Annotated in this window: 18 protein-coding genes, 1 tRNA gene and 1 riboswitch; of the genes, 6 read left to right on the top strand and 13 right to left on the bottom strand. The window is 55.4% G+C overall.

Annotated features, from left to right (window positions below; all coding sequences use genetic code 11):
- Positions 1-306: 306 nt before the first annotated feature.
- Both ahpC and ahpF read left to right on the top strand, forming a co-directional pair.
- Entirely contained in the window at positions 307-870 is a 564-nt protein-coding gene (gene ahpC, locus ACXIZX_RS12395; RefSeq protein WP_007889514.1) for an alkyl hydroperoxide reductase subunit C, read from the top strand.
- Between the two features lie 71 nt (positions 871-941).
- Positions 942-2,510 carry an alkyl hydroperoxide reductase subunit F gene (ahpF, locus tag ACXIZX_RS12390; RefSeq protein ID WP_008104932.1) on the top strand — a complete coding sequence of 523 codons (1,569 nt, stop codon included), beginning with the start codon at positions 942-944 and terminating at the stop codon, positions 2,508-2,510.
- Positions 2,511-2,582: 72 nt separating this feature from the next.
- Here ahpF and ACXIZX_RS12385 read toward each other — a convergent pair whose 3' ends face one another.
- From ACXIZX_RS12385 to chiP, 3 genes are all read right to left on the bottom strand, one after another.
- Positions 2,583-2,786 carry a hypothetical protein gene (locus ACXIZX_RS12385; protein ID WP_479404271.1) on the bottom strand — a complete coding sequence of 68 codons (204 nt, stop codon included), beginning with the start codon at positions 2,784-2,786 and terminating at the stop codon, positions 2,583-2,585.
- 294 nt (positions 2,787-3,080) lie between these two features.
- Entirely contained in the window at positions 3,081-5,744 is a 2,664-nt protein-coding gene (locus ACXIZX_RS12380; RefSeq protein ID WP_479404270.1) for a family 20 glycosylhydrolase, read from the bottom strand.
- Positions 5,745-5,795: 51 nt separating this feature from the next.
- Positions 5,796-7,193, bottom strand: a complete 1,398-nt coding sequence (chiP, locus tag ACXIZX_RS12375) for a chitoporin ChiP (protein ID WP_479404269.1) — start codon at positions 7,191-7,193, stop codon at positions 5,796-5,798.
- A 268-nt stretch (positions 7,194-7,461) separates the two neighbouring features.
- A riboswitch (TPP riboswitch) is annotated at positions 7,462-7,557 on the top strand.
- Positions 7,558-7,590: 33 nt separating this feature from the next.
- On the opposite strand from chiP, the gene thiM reads away from it, so the two are divergent.
- From thiM to fbaB, 3 genes are all read left to right on the top strand, one after another.
- Positions 7,591-8,376, top strand: a complete 786-nt coding sequence (gene thiM, locus ACXIZX_RS12370) for a hydroxyethylthiazole kinase (RefSeq protein ID WP_479404268.1) — start codon at positions 7,591-7,593, stop codon at positions 8,374-8,376.
- Positions 8,373-9,173, top strand: coding sequence for a bifunctional hydroxymethylpyrimidine kinase/phosphomethylpyrimidine kinase (gene thiD / locus ACXIZX_RS12365; RefSeq protein ID WP_061717769.1), 801 nt, complete (start codon positions 8,373-8,375; stop codon positions 9,171-9,173). Before thiM ends, thiD begins: the two co-directional genes overlap by 4 nt.
- A gap of 147 nt (positions 9,174-9,320) precedes the next feature.
- A complete protein-coding gene (gene fbaB / locus ACXIZX_RS12360) occupies positions 9,321-10,373 on the top strand; it encodes a class I fructose-bisphosphate aldolase (protein WP_008104917.1) in 1,053 nt (350 codons plus the stop codon).
- A gap of 65 nt (positions 10,374-10,438) precedes the next feature.
- Here fbaB and ACXIZX_RS12355 read toward each other — a convergent pair whose 3' ends face one another.
- The 5 genes from ACXIZX_RS12355 to ACXIZX_RS12335 all read right to left on the bottom strand — a co-directional run bounded on the left by ACXIZX_RS12355 (position 10,439) and on the right by ACXIZX_RS12335 (position 15,391).
- Positions 10,439-11,125 carry a GntR family transcriptional regulator gene (locus ACXIZX_RS12355; protein WP_061717765.1) on the bottom strand — a complete coding sequence of 229 codons (687 nt, stop codon included), beginning with the start codon at positions 11,123-11,125 and terminating at the stop codon, positions 10,439-10,441.
- Positions 11,126-11,223: 98 nt separating this feature from the next.
- Positions 11,224-12,684: a mannitol dehydrogenase family protein gene (locus ACXIZX_RS12350; protein WP_479404267.1), complete on the bottom strand. Its 1,461-nt coding sequence runs from the start codon at positions 12,682-12,684 to the stop codon at positions 11,224-11,226.
- A 44-nt stretch (positions 12,685-12,728) separates the two neighbouring features.
- Positions 12,729-14,012, bottom strand: a complete 1,284-nt coding sequence (locus ACXIZX_RS12345; protein ID WP_061717761.1) for an MFS transporter — start codon at positions 14,010-14,012, stop codon at positions 12,729-12,731.
- A gap of 84 nt (positions 14,013-14,096) precedes the next feature.
- Positions 14,097-15,107 (bottom strand): Zn-dependent oxidoreductase, encoded by a 1,011-nt coding sequence (locus tag ACXIZX_RS12340; protein WP_179450120.1) that lies wholly within the window; start codon positions 15,105-15,107, stop codon positions 14,097-14,099.
- 208 nt (positions 15,108-15,315) lie between these two features.
- Positions 15,316-15,391, bottom strand: a tRNA-Asn gene (locus tag ACXIZX_RS12335).
- Positions 15,392-15,697: 306 nt separating this feature from the next.
- Here ACXIZX_RS12335 and ACXIZX_RS12330 point away from each other — a divergent pair.
- Positions 15,698-16,819 carry a Gfo/Idh/MocA family protein gene (locus ACXIZX_RS12330; RefSeq protein ID WP_479404266.1) on the top strand — a complete coding sequence of 374 codons (1,122 nt, stop codon included), beginning with the start codon at positions 15,698-15,700 and terminating at the stop codon, positions 16,817-16,819.
- Between the two features lie 40 nt (positions 16,820-16,859).
- On the opposite strand, the gene yegS is transcribed toward ACXIZX_RS12330, so the two are convergent.
- From yegS to mdtD, 5 genes are all read right to left on the bottom strand, one after another.
- The gene (gene yegS, locus ACXIZX_RS12325) at positions 16,860-17,759 is read right to left on the bottom strand and encodes a lipid kinase YegS (RefSeq protein ID WP_091003741.1); all 900 of its coding nucleotides are present in this window, start codon (positions 17,757-17,759) and stop codon (positions 16,860-16,862) included.
- A 248-nt stretch (positions 17,760-18,007) separates the two neighbouring features.
- Entirely contained in the window at positions 18,008-19,375 is a 1,368-nt protein-coding gene (gene trhP, locus ACXIZX_RS12320) for a prephenate-dependent tRNA uridine(34) hydroxylase TrhP (protein WP_479404265.1), read from the bottom strand.
- A gap of 145 nt (positions 19,376-19,520) precedes the next feature.
- Complete coding sequence (baeR, locus tag ACXIZX_RS12315; protein WP_008104910.1) at positions 19,521-20,228, bottom strand: envelope stress response regulator BaeR; 708 nt, start codon at positions 20,226-20,228, stop codon at positions 19,521-19,523.
- Positions 20,229-20,237: 9 nt separating this feature from the next.
- Positions 20,238-21,623, bottom strand: a complete 1,386-nt coding sequence (gene baeS, locus ACXIZX_RS12310) for an envelope stress sensor histidine kinase BaeS (RefSeq protein WP_479404264.1) — start codon at positions 21,621-21,623, stop codon at positions 20,238-20,240.
- On the bottom strand, positions 21,620-23,026 hold the full coding sequence (mdtD, locus tag ACXIZX_RS12305) for a multidrug transporter subunit MdtD (protein ID WP_479404263.1): 1,407 nt from the start codon (positions 23,024-23,026) through the stop codon (positions 21,620-21,622). The genes baeS and mdtD overlap by 4 nt, the downstream gene beginning before the upstream one ends.
- Positions 23,027-23,096 lie beyond the last annotated feature (70 nt).

Here is a 23,096-nt window from a genome sequence, read left to right as displayed (position 1 = left end):
TAATCTGTGACGTTGCCAGGTGCGCATAAATGCGCACCCTACGAAACCCATACCCGCTAAATCGTAGGGTCGCCATTCATGGCGACCGCCTCATGTCTATTACCCAACGTAAAAGTAGCAGTTTCACCGCAAAAAGATAAAGCCTGTCAGAACCGCGCCATTTTTGTGTAGAATGCCCGCGCGAGCCGCATGAAAGCTGGCGTCGGCGCTTTGATAGCTTTTGGTTATCTAATTGATAACGTCTGCATATTAGAAGTTGGCCCGAAAATTCTGTAGCCTGCATCACATCTTTTAACGGAGGTCACCATGTCCATCATTAATACCAAGATCAAACCATTTAAAAACGCAGCGTTCAAAAACGGCGAATTCATCGAAGTCACCGAGAAAGACGTTGAAGGTAAATGGAGTGTTTTCTTCTTCTACCCGGCTGACTTCACCTTCGTATGCCCAACCGAACTGGGTGACGTTGCAGACCATCACGAAGAGTTCCAGAAACTGGGTGTAGATATCTACTCTGTTTCTACTGACACGCACTTTACCCACAAAGCCTGGCACGGTTCTTCAGACACCATCGCGAAAATCAAATACGCGATGATCGGTGACCCAACTGGCGCGCTGACCCGTAACTTCGAAATCATGCGCGAAGACGAAGGTCTGGCAGATCGCGGTACCTTCATCGTTGACCCGGAAGGCATCATCCAGGCGATCGAAATCACTGCAGAAGGCATTGGCCGTGACGCATCTGACCTGATCCGCAAAGTGAAAGCAGCACAGTACGTTGCTTCTCACCCAGGTGAAGTTTGCCCGGCAAAATGGAAAGAAGGCGAAGCAACTTTGGCTCCATCACTGGACCTGGTTGGCAAAATCTAAGTCAACACTGCGCCATTCGATCTTTCTCTATCGGGTGCTACGGCACCCGATTTTCATGACAGGAACTCACTATGCTCGACACCAATTTAAAAACCCAACTCAAGGCTTACCTTGAGAAACTAACGAAACCGGTTGAGTTGATTGCCACATTGGATGATGGCGCCAAATCCGCAGAGATTCGCTCTCTGTTGGCCGATATCGCGGGCTTGTCAGACAAAGTCAGCTTCCGTGAAGAGAACGATCGTCCGGTTCGTAAACCCTCTTTCCTGATCACTAATCCAGGCAGCCACAGCGGTCCGCGCTTTGCCGGTTCGCCAATGGGCCACGAATTTACTTCACTGGTTTTAGCTTTGTTGCAAACCGGTGGACACCCTTCGAAAGAAGCGCAGAGCCTGCTGGATCAGGTTGTGGCTTTGGAAGGCGACTTCCACTTCGAAACTTATTATTCACTGTCGTGCCACAACTGTCCTGACGTGGTACAGGCGCTGAACCTGATGGCGGTACTGAACCCGCGCATCAGCCATACCGCAATTGACGGCGGTATGTTCCAGAACGAAATCACCGAACGCAACGTGATGGGCGTGCCGGCGGTGTTCCTCAATGGCAAAGAGTTTGGTCAGGGCCGTCTGAGCCTGGCGGAAATCGTCGGTAAAGTGGACACCAACGCAGAGAAGCGTGCGGCAGAAGAGCTGAACAAACGTGATGCCTACGAAGTGCTGATCGTCGGCAGCGGCCCGGCGGGCGCGGCTGCGGCCATTTATTCTGCACGTAAAGGCATCCGTACTGGCCTGATGGGCGAACGTTTCGGTGGTCAGGTGCTGGACACCGTAGACATCGAAAACTACATCTCTGTACCGAAAACCGAAGGCGCGAAGCTGGCCGGTTCTCTGCGTGCTCACGTTGATGATTACGACGTCGATGTGATTGACACCCAGAGCGCCATCAAGCTGATTCCAGCGGCGAAAGAGGGCGGTTTGCACGCGATTGAAACCGCATCTGGCGCGGTACTGAAATCACGCAGCATTATCATTGCTACCGGCGCACGCTGGCGCAACATGGGCGTACCGGGCGAAGAGCAGTATCGCACCAAGGGCGTAACCTATTGCCCGCACTGCGACGGTCCGCTGTTTAAAGGCAAACGCACCGCAGTGATCGGCGGCGGTAACTCAGGCGTGGAAGCGGCAATCGATTTGGCCGGTATTGTTGAACACGTGACGCTGCTGGAATTTGCCAGTGAAATGCGCGCCGACAAAGTGCTGCAGGACAAACTGCGCAGCCTGAAAAACGTTGATGTGATTCTGAACGCCCAGACCACTGAAGTGAAAGGCGATGGCAGCAAAGTCACCAGCCTGACTTACATCGACCGTAACAACCAGACTAGCCACGAAATCGCGCTGAGCGGCATCTTCGTGCAGATTGGTTTGTTGCCAAACACCACCTTCCTCGAAGGTGCGGTAGAGCGCAACAAGATGGGCGAAATCATCATTGATGCCAAGTGCGAAACCAGCCTGAAAGGCGTATTCGCCGCAGGCGACTGCACCACGGTGCCATATAAGCAGATTATCATCGCCAGCGGTGAAGGCGCGAAAGCCTCACTCAGCGCCTTTGATTATCTGATTCGCACCAAACCGGCTGAATAAGTTTTGCGATAGCCACGCAATAGCCCCGCAACCTGTGTTGCGGGGTTTTTTTTATTTCAAAACAGACAATAATTACCCTATCCAGCGAATGGCTTGCGCATCGCTAATATCGCGGTAATAGATTTTATGCAGCCGTTCGCCGCAGCCTTTACATTGAGCTTCAACATGGGTTGAGAAATAGGCTCGTCCAGTGGGTGAAATAGCGCCTTTACGGGAAATACGGATGTTGTGCCATTTGTGTGCATGCGGAATAAAGCTGAAGAATTTTAATTTCATTATCGCTACCGGATTTGGGGGGCGGTGTCGGTCTTCAAGTCCGGGATGCAATTAGGCCGATTTTCTCCTGATGCGAGATTGATATTTATCAAGCTGAAACGAGGTCTGTCTCAAATTTACGATTTAAATGCTGGTGATAAAGAGAAATAAAAGGGGTGGAGAATATTGTTTTTATAAAAATTGATTTAGCCGATATAAAAGCGATTCTCCATCACTTTATGTTTTTAATAAAAGACGGTCTTGATCATTATTTTGGTTAGTTTGCCCCTTGCATGGTAGCAAGGGGCATTGATTTTACAACGGTTCGGCGCGGCTGAAACGTTTGCCATCCGGACTCACGCTACGCACCCAAACTTTATTGTTGGTGGTAATCGTCGGTTTGGCCTGTGGCAGATATCGTTGCCAGTTCTTACCGTTATCCACGCTGTACTCCAGCGGCAGGCCCGGCAAGGCAATGTTCATGGTCAGCGTGCCATTTTCCACGCGCGCGCCCGGCACCGGCAGACGATAGTGAATACCGGCTTTATCCATCTTGCCTAGCTCACGTTGACCTAACAGGTTGGCGAAACGCTGCCAATCCTGATTGCGCTGTTGCTGGTTAACGAACTGGGTTTCGCCGCCTTTGAAAGTGCGGCCTTGTTGGTAATCCAGCTCCCACTCCGCGCGATGCCAGCCACGTTCGGCCACCGACAGCAGGCGTGGGAACACCATGTAATCCATCTGCTGATCGGTACGCGTGGTTTCACTCCACAGATGTACTGAAATGCCGTATGCGCCTGACCATGGCTTATTCGAGGTGGCATCAAAGGTTTTGCCATCGCGATCCACCGAGGTTTCAGCGTTCTGCGGCAGGTTGTCTGGCGCGAAGCCAAACATCTTACGCTCATCGCTGAAGCGTGTGCCCCAGTAATAGCCGCGCTCGTTGGGATTCACTTCATACGGGAAGTCCATGTAGACGTAATCCGGATTCGAGATCACCACTTCGTAATCTTTCAGCGTCCAGTCGTTAGCGGTGTCAAAGCCGCCCCAGTAGAGCGTGTCCCAGAAGTTAACGCGTACGCGCGAGGTGGCGAAGGCGTGCGCGTTAGCTGCATCTTTCAGCCCATCTTGCCAGGCCTGCATCACCGGAATGCCGTGGGCTTTTACCATCTTGCTCACTTCCAGCGCGAAGTGGCTCGGTAAATGCTCCAAATCTTCAACCTTGCCGGACTTCACTACCGCCTGGCAGACCTGAGATTTTGCCCATGGTTTGTCTTCTTTGCTTTGGTCTAAAATGCCCGTTCCCGCTTTCGGGTTCTTAACATCGCTGTAGCCGTTACCGAGGCGAATGTTTTTCGCTTCATCACCACCGAAGTGCCAGGTGGTCAATGGTTGGCCCGCTTCACGGTGCATCGCCTGCACTTCACCAATCACTTTATCGACAAAGCGCTTTGAGGAATCGAGGCAAGGGTTGAGATAGCTGGTGCGGTCGTACAACTGCACGGAACGGGTATTCGAGGTATCGGTTGGATCCACCAGACGATATTCACTGGCCTGCTGCGGTTTACCCGCTTTCATATACTGCTGATAACGCGCTTCCATCGAAATCACCGCAGCGCGCGCGTGCGCGGGCATATCGATTTCCGGAATGACTTCAATGTTGCGCGCCTGAGCGTATTTGACGATCTCGATATAATCCGCGCGGCTGAAATGCCCGGTTCCGTTGTTATCCGTGAACGGACCGGAGCCCAATTGCGGCAGCAGACATTGCTGTTCAGTGAGATCATGACAACGCTTACTGCCCACGTCGGTCAACTCTGGCAGACCGGGAATTTCGATACGCCAGGCTTCATCATCGGTCAGGTGGAAGTGGAATTTATTCATCTTCCATGCCGCCATCTGATCGAGCATACGCAGCACCGCTTGCTTGCTGTGGAAGTTACGCGCCACATCGAGGAAGGCGCCGCGATAGGCAAAGCGCGGGGCATCTTTCGCCTCGAGCGTGGCGATAATTGGTTTGCCTTCAGCGGGTACCAGCGAGAGTAGCGACATCAAGCCGTAATAAACGCCAGCCTGGTCGTAACCAATGATATCGGTACCGCGTGGTGTGATGCGCAGTTCATAAGCACCAGAAACCGCATCTGCGCCACGGAAATGATTAACGGCGATACGAGTATGAACGGCATAACCCGCTGACTGCTGTTTGAGCCCCATCAAATCGAAACGCTGCTTAACCGCATCCGCTTGATTGCTTGCCAGCACTTCAAGATGCAAGGCGACGCCACGGCTCAGATCAACATCGGCAGCATGAACTTTCACCGAGCGCGGCGTTGGGGTGATTTGTCCGCGCAACGCGTTAGCAGGCAGTTGCGCCACATCGGCATTCTTCGTGAAACGACTTTGCGGCAGCATCAGCACGTTTTTATCGTCGACGATGCGCTTCCATTGTTCGCCAAACGGCTTAACGAAGTCGCTGAGGTTTTCGGTATCGGTGCTGGTGATGATTTTTGGCGAGGCATTGGCGGCGGTGACGTACCAACGCGGCATCACGTCAGTGATAAACAGCTGCCAGTATTCATTCACGATCGGGATCTCAATCGACTCGCCAGCCGCGATGCCTTTGAATTTTTCCGTGGGTTCCAGGCGGGTGAGATCCCCGACGATGTGCGTCATTTTGAACTGATCGTTATCGACCCGCAGCGTTTCGTGCACGTTGCTCATGTAGATCGCCCAGTTTTTACTGGTGAGCGCCGGGCCGTTGTTGGTCAGCGTGATGGTGGCGGTATTGCAGGATGCCCAATCGGCGCCGAGTTTCGCGCAGTTCACGCCGTGATCGGCCGCCTGGTTGTCAGTGACCTGATACTGCACGCCGAACTGGCTGATTTGGTCGACGACCTGCTGATTACTGCGCGGGGATGAACTGCAGGCGGCAAGGCCCATCACGCTCAGCGCCAGTAAACTAATTTTTAACTTTTTCATACTGTTATCCTTCTCCACGGAGGTAAGTCTCTGGCTCCTGCCAGATCGGGGTCAAAACAGGGTGAATGGCGCGACGACCATAAATTTGATGTCTTTTTCGTCCTGGAAGATGTTGCCGTAACCGCCGCTGTAGCTGGGAAGATCGCTGTGATTGTCGTAGCGGGTGTAATGCAGTTTGAATTGCGTGTCTTTGGCGCGGCCTTGCTGGATGGTGTAAACCAGGTCCATGCTCCACGCCGACTCTTTCAGGCGCTGGTTTTGGTCGTAAATCGGATTGGTGGAAGGCTTCGCGTCCCAGCCATAGGCGTATGAAGTGCCGACTTGCCAGCCGGGAAATTGCCAGTGCCCAAGATCGACCATCACACCGGCGAACAACGCTTTCTCACCGTTGGCGTTCCAGTCAGAGCGGGAATCCCACCACACATCCATGCGGCCATTCGAGCTGGCATAGGACGGCGTCATACGCTGCAGGAAGAAGCCCTGATTACCTTCGGCTTTTACCCATGTGCCTTCGAGACGGAAATCGAACGCGCCCATCGTGTAGCCGAACGTCAGCGCCTGCAGCCAGGCGAGGCCATCGTAAACATCGTTGACCTGGCCCACGCCGCTGTTGTCACGATCTTTCGCGCCGTAAAACTGATAGCTGGTGCGCAATGGCGCATCGGCCAGCGGCAACTGATAAGAGGCTTTGGCAAAATACTGATCCATGTAATTCGCCGCCTGGCCGTATGCGCCTTCCAGCACCAGCGAGTTTTTGAAATCGTATTTGGCACCAAAGGATTGCAGCCACGGAATCTCCGTCACGCCATCGGCCTTGCGGAAGTTGTACATGTCGCGATACCACGGCGCTTTGTATTCGTCCGTCCACATCCAGGAGACGGAAAGGGCGCCCGCATCGCTAAAATCGAAGACGGTGCCAGCCTCAACACCGCGATAGGTGCCGGGCAGGAAACTCCAGTGCGGTGCCAGTAGCGTCTGCCCGCTGGGTTGCAGATAGCCGGCGCGCAGCCAGTTATCCTGCCATTTTGCCTTGATCGCCGCTTTATAAAGACTTAAGCCGCTCTTATCACCGCTCCAGTCCTCATCCCAGCGCGTACGGGCGTTGCTGAAACCAATTTCATTCGGTGCTGCCGGGCCGCCATTACTTAACTCCACTGCGCCAAATGCCGCAAGATCGAGGCCAATCACATCACCGGCATAACCGGATGAGAAGTCGAGATTGGCGTTAGCAGAGGCGTGATGCAGATTGGCATCATACTGACCGTACGCGCCTTTTTGCGGATCCATCTCTTTGCGATCGCGCTGACGTTGCCAGTAAAACAGGTTGCCAGTGAGCGATGAGTCTTCGACAAAACCCGTGGCGTGGGCAGAGGGAACAGGCACAAAAGTACCGGCAAACAGGGCAGAGATAATAGCCGCAGAGAGCGGGGCGCGTGGAATCCGACGCATAGCAAATCCTCCGTGATGCTTCCATGAACAATTAATAAATCCGTATTGTTTCGTCATGAAACAAGTTGCGAGGGATGCTATTTTTCGCGACGCGAATTATCAATGGAATTTATTACAAAATATGACATGGCACGCAAAAAGAAGGGTTTTTAAGGACTTTATTCAATCAGTTAGATGAACGCGTAAAATGTAACTTTTCGAGCAAGATCCACAGAGAAAGTGGCGATTGCTTGCTTTAATCTGGCTTGTTCCCTATGCTCGCCAACGTAGTTTTGACTCGGGGTGCCCCTCTAATACAGGGCTGAGATACACCCGCTGACCTGATCTGGATAATGCCAGCGTAGGGAAGTCAGATGCCTGACCGCATTCGCCTTCTTGATCGCCGGTTGGGAGCCTTATGAAACAGCCTGACCTTCTTTCCCCCGCGCAACTCGCGCACTCTTTGCAACTGCTGCGTCAGCAAGCGCCGCTGGTGCACTGCATGACCAATGACGTGGTGCAAACCTTTACCGCTAACGTGCTGCTGGCACTGCAAGTCTCGCCCGCGATGGTGATCGATCCTGAGGAAGCGGCGCAGTTTGCCGGTTTTGCCGATGCGGTGTTGATCAACGTAGGCACCTTAACCTGCGATCGTCGTGATGCGATGCTGGCGGCGGTGCAAGCAGCGCAAGCGGCAGGCACGCCGTGGACGCTGGATCCGGTGGCGGTCGGCGCATTAAGCCTGCGCACCGCCTTCTGCCAGCAGTTGCTGAGCCTGCAACCGGCAGCGATTCGCGGTAACGCTTCAGAAATTCTCGCTCTGGCGCATCAGGCCACCGGCGGACGCGGCGTCGACAGCCTGCATCAGGCCGATGCCGCGCTGAGCGCCGCTCAGCAGCTGGCGCGTGATTTCAACACAATTGTGGCGGTGACCGGTGAAGTCGATTACGTCACCGATGGCTTGCAGACATTCTCGATTCCCGGTGGCAGCCCGCTGATGACGCGCGTGGTTGGTACAGGTTGCGCGTTGTCAGCGGTGGTGGCGGCCTTCACCAGCTTGCCAGGCGATCGCCTGCAACATGTGGCTGCGGCTTGCCGCGTGATGTCGTTGGCCGGTGAGCTGACAGCACGCCAGGTTTCAGGGCCGGGCAGCTTTGTCGCCACCTTCCTCGATACGCTGTGGACGCTGGAGGTGAAAGCATGAAACGCATCAACGCCTTGACCATTGCCGGCACCGATCCGAGCGGCGGCGCGGGTATTCAGGCCGATCTCAAAGCCTTCTCCGCATTGGGCGCTTATGGCACCAGCGTTATTACCGCGCTGGTGGCGCAAAACACCTGTGGCGTGCAGTCGGTCTATCGCATCGAACCGGATTTTGTCGGCGCACAGCTCGATTCGGTGCTGGATGATGTGCGCATTGATGCCGCGAAGATCGGCATGTTGTCCGAAACCGCGATAGTCGAGGTGGTCGCCGAGCGGCTGAAACGGGCCAGCCTGCCGTTTGTGGTGCTGGATACGGTGATGATTGCCAAAAGCGGCGATGCGCTATTGTCGCCAGATGCCGTAGCCAGCGTGCGTGAATTGCTGCTGCCGCAGGTCTCGCTGATCACGCCGAACCTGCCGGAAGCCGCGGCGCTGCTGGGACGCGCTATGGCGCAGGATGAGAAGACCATGTTGCAGCAGGGCGATGCGCTGCTCGATCTCGGCTGTGAAGCGGTGCTGATGAAGGGTGGGCATCTCAGCGATGCCGAAAGTCCGGATTGGCTGATTACCCGCGACGGACGCCAGCGCTTTACCGCGCCGCGTGTTAATACGCGCCACACGCACGGCACCGGTTGCTCGCTCTCCGCCGCACTGGCGGCGTTGCGTCCGCGTCATGATGATTGGGCGGCAACGGTGGCCGAAGCCAAGGCGTGGCTACAACAGGCGCTGTTGCACGCCGATTCGCTGGAGGTCGGTAAAGGCATTGGGCCGGTGCACCATTTCCATCAATGGTGGTAGGGCGTAACGCCAGATTGCCGCTTTTTCACTGCGCATCCGTCTGAAAAATGGAGTCAGCAATTTGCCAGCCTGGCGCTTTCCGGTCCAGGCTGTTGGGGGCGAATCGGCATCGGCCGGTTCCAATCCAGCCATTTATCAGGAGCGAACATGACGGACATCGTACAGTTATTGGGCAAAGAGGCGGACAGCCTTCTTCAACATCGCTGCATGACCATTCCAGCGGATAGCCTCTATTTACCAGGCGCGGATTATGTTGATCGCGTGATGATCGACAACAATCGTTCTCCCACCGTACTGCGCAACATGCAAACGCTTTACAACACCGGACGTTTGGCTGGCACCGGCTATTTGTCGATTCTGCCGGTCGATCAGGGCGTTGAGCACTCGGCGGGTGCCTCCTTTGCGGCGAACCCGGCTTATTTCGATCCGAAAAACATCGTTGAGCTGGCGATTGAAGCTGGCTGTAACTGCGTGGCATCCACCTACGGCGTGTTGGCCTCTGTTTCTCGTCGCTACGCGCACCGCATTCCGTTTATGGTGAAGCTTAACCACAACGAAACCCTGAGCTATCCGACGCAATACGATCAGACGCTGTACGCCAGCGTTGAGCAGGCCTTTAATCTCGGCGCGGTGGCGGTTGGCGCCACCATCTACTTTGGCTCCGAGCAATCGCGTCGTCAGATTGAAGAGATCTCGGCGGCCTTTGAACGCGCGCACGAGTTGGGAATGGTGACGGTGCTGTGGGCCTATCTGCGTAATGATGCGTTCAAGAAAGACGGCGTCGATTATCACGCCAGCGCCGATTTAACCGGCCAGGCCAACCATCTGGCGGCGACTATCGGCGCGGATATTGTGAAGCAGAAGATGGCGGAGAATAACGGCGGCTATAACGCGGTGAAGTTTGGTCACACCGATGAGCGCGTCTACAGCAAGCTGACCAGCGAGAACCCGATTGATTTGGTGCGTTACCAACTGGCGAACTGCTATATGGGCCGCGCGGGATTGATCAACTCTGGCGGCGCTTCTGCCGGGGAAACGGATATCGCGGAGTCAGTGCGTACGGCGGTGATCAATAAGCGTGCTGGCGGTATGGGGCTGATTCTGGGGCGCAAGGCGTTTAAGAAGACGCTGAAAGAGGGCGTGCAGCTGATTAATGCGGTGCAGGATGTTTATCTGTCAAAAGATGTGACCATAGCCTAAATGTAAAAAGGTCAGCATAAATGCTGACCTTACTTAGGGTCGCCATTCATGGCGACCTCTTCAAATCACGGCGCTTCAAACCACTCACTATTACGCTCGGCAATCGGCGTAATGGTCAAAATCATCTCCTGCAGATGACGGCGCATCGCGCTCTCAGCGGCTTCAACATCATGCGCTTTCAACGCGTTATAAATATCTTCATGCTGCTGAATCAAACGCTCCGGCGGCGACACTTCGCTTAAGGTCAGAAAACGCACGCGGTCCATGGTGGCTTTAATGTTCTCTACCGTTTCCCACGCCAGCAGGCAGTTAATCCCTTCCGCAATCAGGCGGTGAAACTCATCATCCAGCCCTAAGAAGGCCTGGCTGTCATGACGTTCAGCGGCGAGACGCTGCAGCTGCAGGTTATGCTCCAGCGCCATCAATCCGCTGGCACCAATCTCCTGCGCGGCGCGGCGTACCACGGCGATCTCTACCGCTTCACGGATAAAGCGACCGTCAGCCACGCGCTGGGCAGAGATTTTGCGTACGAAGGTGCCGCGCTGCGGTAACACCTGCACCAATCCGGCTTCCGCCAGCTTGATGAAAGCTTCACGTACCGGCTGACGCGATACGTTAAAACGCGCCGACACTTCCTTCTCCGACAGCAGCGAGCCCGGATGAATTACGCAGGTCACAATATCTTTGCGCAGATAACGATAGATCTGCTGATTTACCGGTTCGCTGGTGGTTATGGTATAGGCAGTCGACATGCAGCAATATCCGTATTACGGCTGGCATCTGCCAGCCCGTTAAGAAAGGTTCAGTCTAATCAGCACGCTGCGTCTGCGCTACACATTTGTGCAGGCGCTTAGCCTTGTGTGACGAGGCTTTGCACCGTGGCGCGCGCGCCCTGATGCACCAGCTGCTGATAGAGTTCGGTCACGCGTGAGACAAAGGCCGGCTGCTGCTGCAGATCGTCGCCGAACACCGCGTTTAGGCCGAGCAATGCTTTAACGCGCGCTGCACCGTCTTCACTGTTAGCCACAATGTTTGCCAGCTGATCTTTCAGCGGATCGCGAATCTCAATCGCCTGGCCTTGCTCATCCACGCCGCTGACGTAGCGCATCCAGCCCGCCACACCCAGCAACACGAAGTCGCATGAAGTGCCGTTGCGCAGATGCCAGCGTGCGCTATCCAGCAGACGCTGCGGCAGCTTTTGCGTGCCATCGGTGGCGATTTGATAGGTGCGATGCTTGATGGCGCGATTCTCGTAACGCGCAATCAGGGAATCGGCATAGGCTTCGAGATCGACGCCCTGCGTACGCAGCGTGGGTGCCTGATCCTGCAACATCAATGCACGCGCCGCCGCACGATAGCTGGCATCGGCCATGCAATCGCTGATGTGCTCATAACCGGCGAGAAAACCGAGATAGGCGAGGAACGAGTGGCTACCGTTAAGCATGCGCAACTTCATCTCTTCGAAAGGCAGCACGTCACTGACCAGCTCCGCACCGGCGTTTTCCCACGCCGGACGTCCGTTAACAAAGTTGTCTTCAATGACCCATTGGAAAAATGGCTCAGCTTCTACCGCCACCGGATCGCGGCTGCCTAAACGTTCGGCCAGCGCGTCGAATGCCGCATCGGTCATTGCCGGGACGATGCGATCAACCATGGTTGAAGGGAAGGTGATGTGCGTCTGGATATAATCCGCCAGTTCAGCGCTGTGGCGCTCGGCCAGCTGAGTAATCACGTTACGCGTGACATGGCCGTTTTCCGGCATGTTGTCGCAGGACATCACGCTAAACGGCGGCAGATGGCGTTCGCGGCGACGGATAATGGCCGCCAGAATCAGGCCGGGCAGCGAACGTGGCTCAGTAGGATTCGCGAGGTCGTGCACAATATCGGGATGATCGGGATTGAGCTTGCCGCTCGAGGGCATGTAGCAATAGCCTTTCTCGGTCACGGTCAACGAGACAATCGCCACATCCGGCTGGCTCATCGCCTCAATCACTGAATCAATGCCGTCGCCTTTGCCATGCAGCGCTTGCGTCACCACGCCAATCACGCGCGTGTGTAAACTCTCATCGGCCATTTCGGTCAGCGTGTAGAGCAGATCCTGCTGACGCAGCGCCTGAATCAGCGTGCCGCTGTTGAGATTCACTTCGCAGTAACCCCAATTGCTGCCTTGTGCAGCCAGCTTATCGGTTGCCAGCGCCTGATGCGCACGATGGAAGGCACCAAAGCCGATGTGCACCATGCGGGTTTTCAGTTGGCTGCGATGGTAAGCGGGACGTTGGACATCAGCGGGGAGGCGTTCAAGCTCTAACATAATCATTCCTTTTGGCAAATGGGGCGCTCAGCGCCCCATGAGATTTACACTGAAACCGGTTTATTGTTGGCCTTGGGTTCGCGAATTACCAGCAACACCAGCAGCGCACCGACGCCAGCAACCGCACCCGCGAGGATGAAGGCGCTGTCAAACTTACCCGAGTGCTGCACGATGAAGCCCGTCACCACCGGGCCGATTACGCCTGACAGGCTACCAATCAGATGGATAAAGCCACTGATGCTGCCGACACGGCTTTTATGCACCACGTCCTGCACAATCGCCCAGTAAATCGCGCCGGTGATGTAGAGGAAGAAGATCGAGATCGACATCATGATCACCGCCGAGTTGACCTCTTTTATCGTACCTGCCAACGCCACGCAAATCGCAGCGGCGGTAAGTGAAACCACCAGCACAATTTTTCGTGAAAGCAGCAGCTTGCCGGTGATGTTGAAAATCTTATCGGAAATCCAGCCACCCAACGCCAGGCCAACGAAGCCAACAATCCACGGAATCATGGTGGTGATGCTCATCGCTTTGATGTCGAGGCCGTGCGCCTGCACCAGATACGCCGGGAACCAGCTCAGGAAGAAGAACAGAATGTAGTTGTAGCAGAAGAAGGCGAAGGCGGTGACCAGAATGATCGGCTGGCGCAGATAGAAGCCCAAACCGTGCGCGTTGCCGCTTGGGTCGATGACGTCAGCCGGTTCTTCGGCTTTCAGTTTTTCCACCAAGGCACGCTCTTCCTCTGATACGCGCTTACTTTTCGCCGGGTTATCGGACGCGAAGAAGAACCACAGCGCCAGCCAGACAAAACCAATCGCGGCGATCACCACAAACGCCGGACGCCAGCCGAACGACAGCGCCAGATAACCCACAATCGGACCGGCAACCGCGCCACCCAGCGGTGAACCCGAGCTGAGTAAGCCCATCGCAGTGGCGGCCTGTTTTTTCGGGAACCAGCCGTTAATGGCTTTGTTCGCCGACGCCGAGATGGGGCCTTCCGCCATGCCAAACAACACGCGCAGAATCATCATAGACCAGAAGCCGGTCGCCATCGCGGTCAGGCCGCAGAACAGCGACCACATGCCAACGGCGGTGCCGAGCACGATGGTCGGGCCGAATTTATCGGTCGCTAAGCCACCGATGAAGTTGAATAGGGCATAACCGAAGAAGAAGCTACCGAAAATCATGCCGAACTGTTCGGCGTTGATCATCAGGTCTTTTTCCACCAGCGGTACGGTCAGAGAGAGGGCGATACGATCAAGGTAGTTGATCATAAACACCAGGAACAACAGCAGTACGAGGGTCCAGCGCAGGTTCTTAAACATAGAAACTCCGTCATCGTCATTTTTTATAGTAATAATGCCGGCGGGTAAGGGACCGGCATGGGGACACCTGGTGTGCGGGTTAACTTAACCCATTTGTAGGATCACTTTGCAGCAGGTGCGGGGATCTTTTTCGAACAGCGTCATGGCTTGCTCAACCTCGGCCAGCGGGAAATAGTGCGTTACCAGTTTCTCCGGCTGGATCTGGCCTTGCTCAATCCACTCAATCACCTGTGGGAAGCGATTGCTGTTGAGACGCGAGGTGAACAGCGACAGCTCTTTACTGGTGAGACTTTGCTGCGTAATGCTGCACGGCTCGCCAGAAAAGCCCAGCAGGCCAATACGCGCCGCCGGTGAGGCGAGGGCGGCGGCTTCGGCCAGAATCGAAGGATGGCAGGCGGCATCAATAATCAGCGTCGGCTGCACGCCTTCCAGCTGCGCGGCGAGCGGAATCTCGCTGTTGTTGAACACCTGATCGGCACCGTTTTCCTGCGCCAGCGTCAGACGTTCTGGCAGACGATCAACCACCAATACCTGTTCAACGCCATACACGCCTTTCAGCACCTGAATGGCGGTGAGGCCCATGGGACCAGCACCGTAAATCAGTGCTACATCGTTTGGCTGTGGTTTGAGGAAGGCGGTGATATTGGCCGCGATGGTGAAAGGTTCGACCATGCTGGCGAGTTTGTCGGGAATGCTATCCGGCAGGCGGAAGGCGTTTTTAGCCGGTGCGACGGCATATTCGCTAAAGCCACCGTCGCGGTGCACGCCAATCACCTGCAACTCTTTGCAGACGTTTGGGCGACCAATGGAGCAGGGATAGCAGTTGCCGCAACTAACCACCGGATCGACCGCTACGCGTTCGCCAATGCGGCTGGCGGCAACGTCAGCGCCGACCGCATCGATCAGGCCAAAAAATTCGTGACCAATGACGCGCGGATATTTGGCGAAAGGATTGTGACCGTGCCAGATGTGCACATCGGAACCGCAGATGCTGGCAAATTGCACCTTCACGCGTACTTCACCTGCTGCGGGTTGCGGCAGCGGACGCTCAGCCAATACCAATTCACCCGGTTGCTCTATCACTACACTTTTCATCATCTACTCCAACGGGAATGCAATGATGAAAAAATACGCGCACTAATACTACCATACAAGTCGGCGTTACAGAGTTGTGAACAGAATCACAGAGGAACAGTCACGTAGGGTCGCCATTCATGGCGACCAGGGAATTGCGGTCACCCTAAATGGCGAACCTACAAAGACAAAAACCCGCTCAGGTTTCCCTGAGCGGGTTTTTTAAATTTGGCTCCTCTGACTGGACTCGAACCAGTGACATACGGATTAACAGTCCGCCGTTCTACCGACTGAACTACAGAGGAATCGTTTGAACGGGGCGCATATTATCGAGCGGACCTCGCCTTGTCAAAACTCTTTTTCACAATTCGTTCTGACTGCTGAATAAAGCGTCAATTGCACGCTATGAGCGAACTCAGCGCGGCAAAATTACGGCTGACAGAATCGGTTTTGTGATGATGATCACTAACTCTATGCAAAATTACATTCTGATTTGTCGATTTTGTCAGATACCTCGCATGCATGATCACAGATATTTCATTTCACCGTTGTCGGGGCAAAAAGCGAAACATATATTCCACATCAACTCTTACCCGAATGCAGGATTAGTCATGAACAAAGTCAGAATCGGTATGATTGGCAGTGGTTACATCGGTCGTTGTCATGCAATTGCCTACGCTCAGGCACCCACAGTTTTTGCCCTGAAAGGCGAGATCGTGCGTGAGATGCTGGCGGAAGTTAATCCAGAGCTGGCGGCGAAACAAGCGGCAACCTTTGGCTTTGCACGTTCTACTGGCGACTGGCGTGAGCTGGTACGCGATCCAAACATCGATGTGGTTGATATCTGTGCGCCAAACTTCCTGCACAAAGAGATGGCGCTGGAAGCGATTCGCAACGGCAAGCACGTTTACTCCGAGAAACCGTTGTCGCTGTCCGTGGCCGACGCGGAAGAGATGGTGCAAGCGGCGGCGCTGGCGGGCGTGAAAACGCTGGTTGGTTTCAACTACATGAAAAACCCGACCAGCCAGCTGGCACGCGAGATTATCGCTCGCGGTGAAATCGGCGACGTGGTGCATTTCTACGGCACGCACAACGAAGATTATCTGGCACGTCCGGAAACGCCGCTCGACTGGCATTGCCAGAAAGCGCTGGCGGGATTAGGCGCGTTAGGCGACCTGGCTGCGCATATTGTGAATATGGCGCACTATCTGGTCGGTGATATTGAAGAAGTCAGCGGCGATATGATGACGGTGATAAAAGAGCGTCCGGACCCGAAAGACACGTCGCGTCTGCTGCCAGTGGAAAATGAAGATCAGGCCAGCGCCTTGCTGCGCTTTAAAAACGGCGCGCACGGCGTGTTTGAAACTTCGCGTATCGCCTGCGGCAGCAAAATGGGCCTGACCTATGTGGTCACCGGTACTAAAGGCACGCTGCGTTATACCCAGGAACGTATGGCCGAGCTGGAGTTGTACATTCACGATGAACCGGCAGGACGTCAGGGTTTCAAAACCATTTTGACCGGTCCGGCACATCCGGATTACGCCAATTTCTGCGTTTCTGCCGGACACGGCATCGGTTTCAACGATCAGAAAACCGTTGAAATCCGCGATTTGATCAATGGCATTGCCGCTGGCGATCGCATGTGGCCAGATTTCGCCGAAGGATTGCAGGTGCAGAAGGTGCTGGAAGCGGTAGCGGTTTCCGCGCTGGAACGCCGCTGGATGAAGGTGTAAATCAGAAACCGGGTCGCCATGATTGGCGACCCGCGAAAAATCACGCTAATAACGGGCATTGCGGCGGCAAGCGGCAGCTCAGTGCGCCTGCCATCACTTCAATCTCAAACTCACTTCCGGTCAGTGGTTCACCATCCAGATTAAACGTCATCTCATGCGGTGAACGGATGGTGAGCGACTGCAACTGCGCGCTGACGATATTCGGATTTTCATCATCACGCGTCAGCGAATGTAGCAATGTTGGGAGCAGCTCTTGCGCGGTAACGATGCTGAGATTGAGCTGGCCATCATTAATCAGCGCATCCGGGCAGAGCTTTTGCCCGCCGCCGGCCTGACGTCCATTGCCAATGCCTATCACCAGCGCATCGCCTTGCCAGTTAAAGCCGGGTCCGCTGATTTCACAGCGATCCGGTTTCAGCGCATCGACGCGCATCAATCCATGAATAAAGTACGATACGCCGCCGAGCGCCGATTTCAGCTTTTCGGGGGTTTCGGTGGTGATGCGCGTGCCAAATCCGCCGGTCGCCATATTGATAAAGTAGCGATCGCCGTTCACCCGCGCCAAATCGATGGTTGTCGCTTTTCCTACCAATGCTAAACGCAACGCCGGTTCCATGCCTTCAGGAATACCGACGCTGGTGGCGAAATCGTTGGCAGTACCGAGCGGTAAAATGCCCAGCGCTGGGCGTTGCTGTTCAGGCAAGCGCGCTAGCGCAGTCGCGATCTCATTGATGGTGCCATCGCCGCCGCCGGCCACCACGGTTTCTGCCTGCAAATCAACCGCTTCCTGAACATAACGATCGCCATCACCCTTTTCCCAGGTGACGCGCACCGCCAGATTAAAGCCTTCATCACGCAGCGTATTCACCGCAGCGCGCAAATCTTCATTACCTGCGCCTTTCCCATTGAGGATCAGCAGCGTCAGCGGTTTGTTTTGCATTATCAGTTCCTTGATGCGAGATACAGAGCACAGGTTATAGCATAGCCGGGGAGAGAACTTTATCGGCGGGCGACGAAAAATTGGGTGGCGTAGAAAAAAGAAAACCCGCACGGGGGAGCCGGGCGGGTGAATGAGGTGGTTCCTGGTACTACCTGCTTTTATTCTTACTCGTTAGCAGCAGGCGGGATTCTAAAGCGAGGCGAAGAGGTGGTCTGTGATCCTAATCTAACTTCGCCGAAATCTTTTCATTAAGTGCGATTTTTCCCGTGTGGATCGTAGGTGCTGTTGCCATCGGTGAAATTACGCAGCAGCAGGGCAAAGGCGAGATTGACTGATTCCGGTACCGGAATCCACACGCGATGCCCATCGCCTGGCGCCACGTCCACCGCCGATCCTTTATCGTTCTGCATGGTTTCAAGCGTGCAGTTGAGGTTGCCTTCTGGCGTCATGATCTCGACAGCATCCCCGAGCATAAACTTGTTCTTCACCGCAATCTGCGCCCAGTCACCGCGACGTTCGCCGGTGAATTCGCCGACAAACTGCTGGCTCTCGGAGATAGAGAAACCTTGCTCGTAGTTCTGATAGCTGTCATGGGTATGACGACGCAAGAAACCTTCGGTGTAACCGCGATGCGCCAGACCTTCCAGCGTCTCCAGCAGCGCTGGGTCGAACGGTTTGCCCGCCGCGGCATCGTCGATGGCGCGACGATAAACCTGTGCGGTGCGCGCGCAGTAATAGAAGGATTTGGTGCGGCCTTCAATTTTCAGCGAATGCACGCCCATTTGACTGAGACGTTCAACGTGCGCCACCGCGCGCAGATCTTTTGAGTTCATGATGTAGGTGCCGTGTTCATCCTCGAAGGCGCTCATCACTTCACCCGGTTTCATCTTCTCTTCCAGCAGGAACACGCGGTCGGTGGTCGCGCCGACGCCGAGCGTGGGCTCTTGCACCTTAACCGGTTCATGGAATCCGACAATATTGCCAACCTCGTCCTGCTTGCCTTCTTCCACTTTATATTCCCAGCGGCAGGCGTTGGTGCAGGTTCCCTGATTAGGATCGCGTTTGTTAAGGTAGCCGGAGAGCAGGCAGCGGCCGGAGTAAGCCATGCATAGCGCGCCGTGTACGAAGATCTCAATCTCCATTTCCGGTACCTGCTGACGGATTTCGGCGATCTCATCCAGCGACAGCTCACGCGACAGAATTACGCGCGTCAGCCCCATTTGCTGCCAGAATTTTACCGTTGCCCAGTTAACCGCGTTGGCCTGTACCGACAGATGGATCGGCATCTGCGGGAAGGCTTCACGCACCAGCATAATCAGTCCGGGATCGGACATGATCAGCGCGTCCGGCTGCATCGCCACCACAGGAGTGAGATCGCGGATAAAGGTTTTCAGTTTGGCATTGTGCGGGGCAATGTTGACCACTACGTAGAATTTCTTACCCAGTTCATGGGCTTCATTGATGCCCTTGGCCAGAATCTCGTGGGTGAATTCGTTGTTGCGTACGCGCAGGCTGTAGCGTGGTTGGCCGGCATAGACGGCGTCAGCGCCGTAGGCAAAGGCATAGCGCATATTCTTCAGCGATCCCGCTGGAGAAAGCAGTTCAGGTTTTAACATGGATTTTCTCACTGATATCAGGTCAGCATGCCATCGTGGATGGCAGGTGCAGCGGCCGCATTATACGGCCCTGCAAAAGGTGGGGAATTGTAGGCAGGCCCGCACCCGATGTAAATTGACCTGGATCAATGTAAGCCGCTGCAGGCTACAGCAAGCGGCAGACGTCCGCTTCCCAGCGATAGCCCATGCCGTACACCGCGCGAATAAACGGCTGTTCCGCATCGAGGCTTTCCAGCTTGCGGCGCAGATTTTTGATGTGGCTGTCGATGGTGCGATCGGTGACTACGCGATAATCGTCATAAAGATGATTGAGCAACTGCTCGCGCGAGAACACTTTTCCCGGCTCCAGCGCCAGCGTTTTCAGCAGACGAAACTCCGCAGGCGTCAGCTCCAGCTGCTGTTCACGCCAGCTCGCCTGAAAGCGACTTTCATCGATATGCAGATGCGATTCCTGTTGCGCTTCTTCCGGCGAACGTTTGACGCGACGCAAAATGGTTTTGACGCGCGCCACCACTTCACGCGGGCTGAACGGCTTGCAGATGTAGTCATCCGCGCCGATTTCCAGCCCCAGCAGGCGATCAATCTCTTCGGTACGCGCGGTCACCATGATGATCGGCAGCTCAGAGAAACGACGAATTTCGCGGCACAGCGTTAAGCCATCGCGGCCGGGCAGCATCAAATCCAGCAGCATCAGATCCGGCGGCGTTTGCTGCACATAGCTCAGCACCTCGTTACCGTCGGCAATGTGGTGCGTGCGATAGTTGGACGCCTGCAGATAATCAATCATCAGCTGCGCCAGTTTGGGTTCATCTTCTACAACAAGGATCAGAGGATCGCTATTTTCCGGGCTCATAAGTGATATCTAGTGAGGAACATACGGCAAGTTTAGCGTGATTTGCAGTCCACCTAAATCAGAGTGATCCGCACTGATGCTGCCGTCATGCGCTTCAGCGATATTCTTACAGATCGCCAGGCCAAGCCCCGAGCCGCCGCTGGCGCGATTTCGCGAACTTTCCGCGCGGAAAAATCGTTCAAATAATTGTGCCTGATGGGCCGGATCGACGCCCGGCGCGCTATCCGCAAACCTCAGCTGCCAGTTATCGCCGGCCAGCTGCATGGAAAGCTGCACCGCGCCGCCGCTGTCGGTATAACGCAGGCTGTTTTCCAGCAAGTTGGTGAACAGCTGCATCAGGCGATCGGGATCGCCAAAGCTGTCCGCCTGCGCGGGCAATGCCAGATTGAGCGTTAAGCCGCGGCTGCGATAGCGTTCGCCGAAGCTGCCGGCCACCACTTCCAGCAGATTAACCAGATCAACCGGCTGTTTGCGATAGGCGAGGGCGCCCGCGTCGGACAGCGACAGCTGATGCAGATCGTCGACCAGTTTAGTCAGCACCACCACTTCGCTCTGCAACGAGCTGATGGCTTCCGGCGTCAGCTTGCGCACGCCATCCTGCATCGCTTCCAGCTCACCGCGCAGAATCGCCAGCGGCGTGCGCAGTTCATGGGATATGTCGGCCATAAAGGCGCGGCGGTTGCTTTCATTCTTTTCCAGCGAGCTGGCAAGCAGGTTGAAGTCGCGGCCCAGTTGACCGAGTTCATCGCTGCTGCCGACTTCCACGCGGGTCGCGAAATTGCCCGCCGCCAGATGGTGCGTACCATCTACCAGTCGTTTCACCGGTGCCAGTAAACCGCGCGCCAACAGCCAGGTGACCAACGCAGCGAGTAAACCGGTTAGCGCAACGATCATCCAGCTGGTGCGTCGCTGCTGCTGATCAAAGTTGATGTCGGTGCTGCGCGTCAGACGTTCAGCCGGAGAGGCAATCACCCAGCCAACAATCTTGCCGTTGCTGGTGGTGATATTGCGCCTGGTGCCTTCCGGCGGCACCGGCTGCCGCGGCCCTGACAGCACTTTGTATTGCTGATCGATAATCCAGAACTGTGTGCGCCAGCCGTGCGGCGGTAACTGATTAACACTGCCAGGATTCTGCTCCAGCGAACGCAAAATAGAAAAAATCAGCTTGTCATTAGTACGCAGAAAATCCCAGCTACCGTGCTGCTCATACTGATCGGCCAACGCATCGCTCAGCAGGGTTAAGCGCTGCTCGTTGCCTTTTTTGATGTAGTCCACAAAGCCGTGCTCAAAGCTGAGCCGCACGCCCCAATGCATGGTGATGATCACCAACATGCAGGTGGAAAAAATCGCCGCAAACAGTTTGGCGCCAATGCCCCATTTTACCGGCCGCTTCATCCTTTGCTCCTGCCTCTAAGGTCAACGTTTTTACTGACATCCTTCGGTACGCGCCAGAACACCAGCGCCGGCAGCGCAATCACCAGCGCCATGCACAGATAGGTGTAAATGAAGGTTTGATGCGCCGCCGCGCTGTCGGTCACCACGCCGTGACCGAATGCACCCAGCAGCAAACCGGCTACGGTGACGCCAATACTCATCGACAGCTGCATGATCATCGATAACAACGAGTTGCCGCTGGAAGCCAGATCGTCCGGCAGTTCCTTTAACGTCAAGGTGTTCATCGAGGAGAAGCGAATCGCATTCACCATGCCTTGCATTAAAAGCACCACCGGCAGCAGCCAGATCCAGCCAAGCAGCGCCACCAGCGGGAACAGCAGCACCACTAACGCCAGCGCAAGGGTCGCGCCGACTAAAGCATTGCGATAACCAAACAGGTTAACGATGCGCACCACCACGCGTTTGGTTCCCATATTGCCGAGCACCATCGGAATCATCATCAAACCGGCGTGGAACGGGCTGTAGCCAAGACCGACCTGCAGGAAGATCGGCGTCATAAACGGCAGCATGCCGCTACCGATGCGGCCGGTAAAACTGCCGAGCAGGCCAATCGAATAGATGCGGTTATCAAACAGTTTCAGGCTGAACAGCGCGTTATCGTTGTTGCGGCCGTGCATCAGGTAGAACAGCAGCGAAAACACCCCGACCAGAATCAGTAAGCCGAGCAACAGCGGCGATCCGCCGGAGCTGCGCTGACCATCCAGCGCCAGCGTTAAGGTCGCCATGCCGACAGCCAGCAGCACAAAGCCGAGGAAATCGAAGCGCCGCGTCTGCATGGTGTAATTGGGCATCAGCGTTAGTGTGGCAATCGCGCCAATAATGCCAACCGGAATGTTGATCAGGAAAATCCAGTGCCAGCTGGCGTACTGCACCAGAATCCCGCCCAGCGCCGGGCCGAGCAGTGGACCAATTTGTCCCGGCGTGGTGACGAAGGTCATCGCCGACATATATTGCTCGCGCGGCACGATTTTCATCACCGTCAAACGACCAACCGGCACCATCATCGCACCACCAATCCCTTGCACCACGCGCGCCATAATCAGCTCATCCAACGTAGTGGAGAAGGCGCACAGCAGCGAGCCGATGCTGAACAGCACAATGGCGCAGAAGAAGATATTGCGCACGCCAAAGCGGTCCGCCAGCCAACCGCTGATCGGCAGCGTAATCGCCACGGTAAGCACGTAGGAGACGATCACCGAGTGCATATTCAGTGGGCTGACGTTGAGATCGCGTGCCATCGACGGGATCGCGGTGTTAACGATGGTGGTATCCAGCGCCTGCATAAAGAAGCCGAACGCGACGATCCATAGCTGCCAGCGCACGGTGGCGTTTTGCGTGTTCACTGAATCTCCTCTGCTGTGCGGTCACCATAAATGGTGACCCTACGAATGTAGTGTGCGGTTTTGTAGGGTC

This window comes from Candidatus Pantoea symbiotica (assembly GCF_056491525.1).
Note: the sequence above shows the minus strand (reverse complement) of the source record. Positions and strands in the feature narration are given on the sequence as shown.

Excerpts from the sequence above, each read along its gene's own strand:
- trhP (WP_479404265.1), bottom strand. The coding sequence starts at position 19,375 with ATGTTAAAACCTGAACTGCTTTCTCCAGCGGGATCGCTGAAGAATATG.
- thiD (WP_061717769.1), top strand. The coding sequence starts at position 8,373 with ATGAAACGCATCAACGCCTTGACCATTGCCGGCACCGATCCGAGCGGC.
- ahpC (WP_007889514.1), top strand. The coding sequence starts at position 307 with ATGTCCATCATTAATACCAAGATCAAACCATTTAAAAACGCAGCGTTC.
- ACXIZX_RS12350 (WP_479404267.1), bottom strand. The coding sequence starts at position 12,684 with ATGTTAGAGCTTGAACGCCTCCCCGCTGATGTCCAACGTCCCGCTTAC.
- ACXIZX_RS12385 (WP_479404271.1), bottom strand. The coding sequence starts at position 2,786 with ATGAAATTAAAATTCTTCAGCTTTATTCCGCATGCACACAAATGGCAC.
- baeR (WP_008104910.1), bottom strand. The coding sequence starts at position 20,228 with ATGAGCCCGGAAAATAGCGATCCTCTGATCCTTGTTGTAGAAGATGAA.
- ACXIZX_RS12330 (WP_479404266.1), top strand. The coding sequence starts at position 15,698 with ATGAACAAAGTCAGAATCGGTATGATTGGCAGTGGTTACATCGGTCGT.
- fbaB (WP_008104917.1), top strand. The coding sequence starts at position 9,321 with ATGACGGACATCGTACAGTTATTGGGCAAAGAGGCGGACAGCCTTCTT.
- ACXIZX_RS12355 (WP_061717765.1), bottom strand. The coding sequence starts at position 11,125 with ATGTCGACTGCCTATACCATAACCACCAGCGAACCGGTAAATCAGCAG.
- ACXIZX_RS12380 (WP_479404270.1), bottom strand. The coding sequence starts at position 5,744 with ATGAAAAAGTTAAAAATTAGTTTACTGGCGCTGAGCGTGATGGGCCTT.
- thiM (WP_479404268.1), top strand. The coding sequence starts at position 7,591 with ATGAAACAGCCTGACCTTCTTTCCCCCGCGCAACTCGCGCACTCTTTG.
- ahpF (WP_008104932.1), top strand. The coding sequence starts at position 942 with ATGCTCGACACCAATTTAAAAACCCAACTCAAGGCTTACCTTGAGAAA.
- baeS (WP_479404264.1), bottom strand. The coding sequence starts at position 21,623 with ATGAAGCGGCCGGTAAAATGGGGCATTGGCGCCAAACTGTTTGCGGCG.
- yegS (WP_091003741.1), bottom strand. The coding sequence starts at position 17,759 with ATGCAAAACAAACCGCTGACGCTGCTGATCCTCAATGGGAAAGGCGCA.
- ACXIZX_RS12340 (WP_179450120.1), bottom strand. The coding sequence starts at position 15,107 with ATGAAAAGTGTAGTGATAGAGCAACCGGGTGAATTGGTATTGGCTGAG.
- chiP (WP_479404269.1), bottom strand. The coding sequence starts at position 7,193 with ATGCGTCGGATTCCACGCGCCCCGCTCTCTGCGGCTATTATCTCTGCC.
- ACXIZX_RS12345 (WP_061717761.1), bottom strand. The coding sequence starts at position 14,012 with ATGTTTAAGAACCTGCGCTGGACCCTCGTACTGCTGTTGTTCCTGGTG.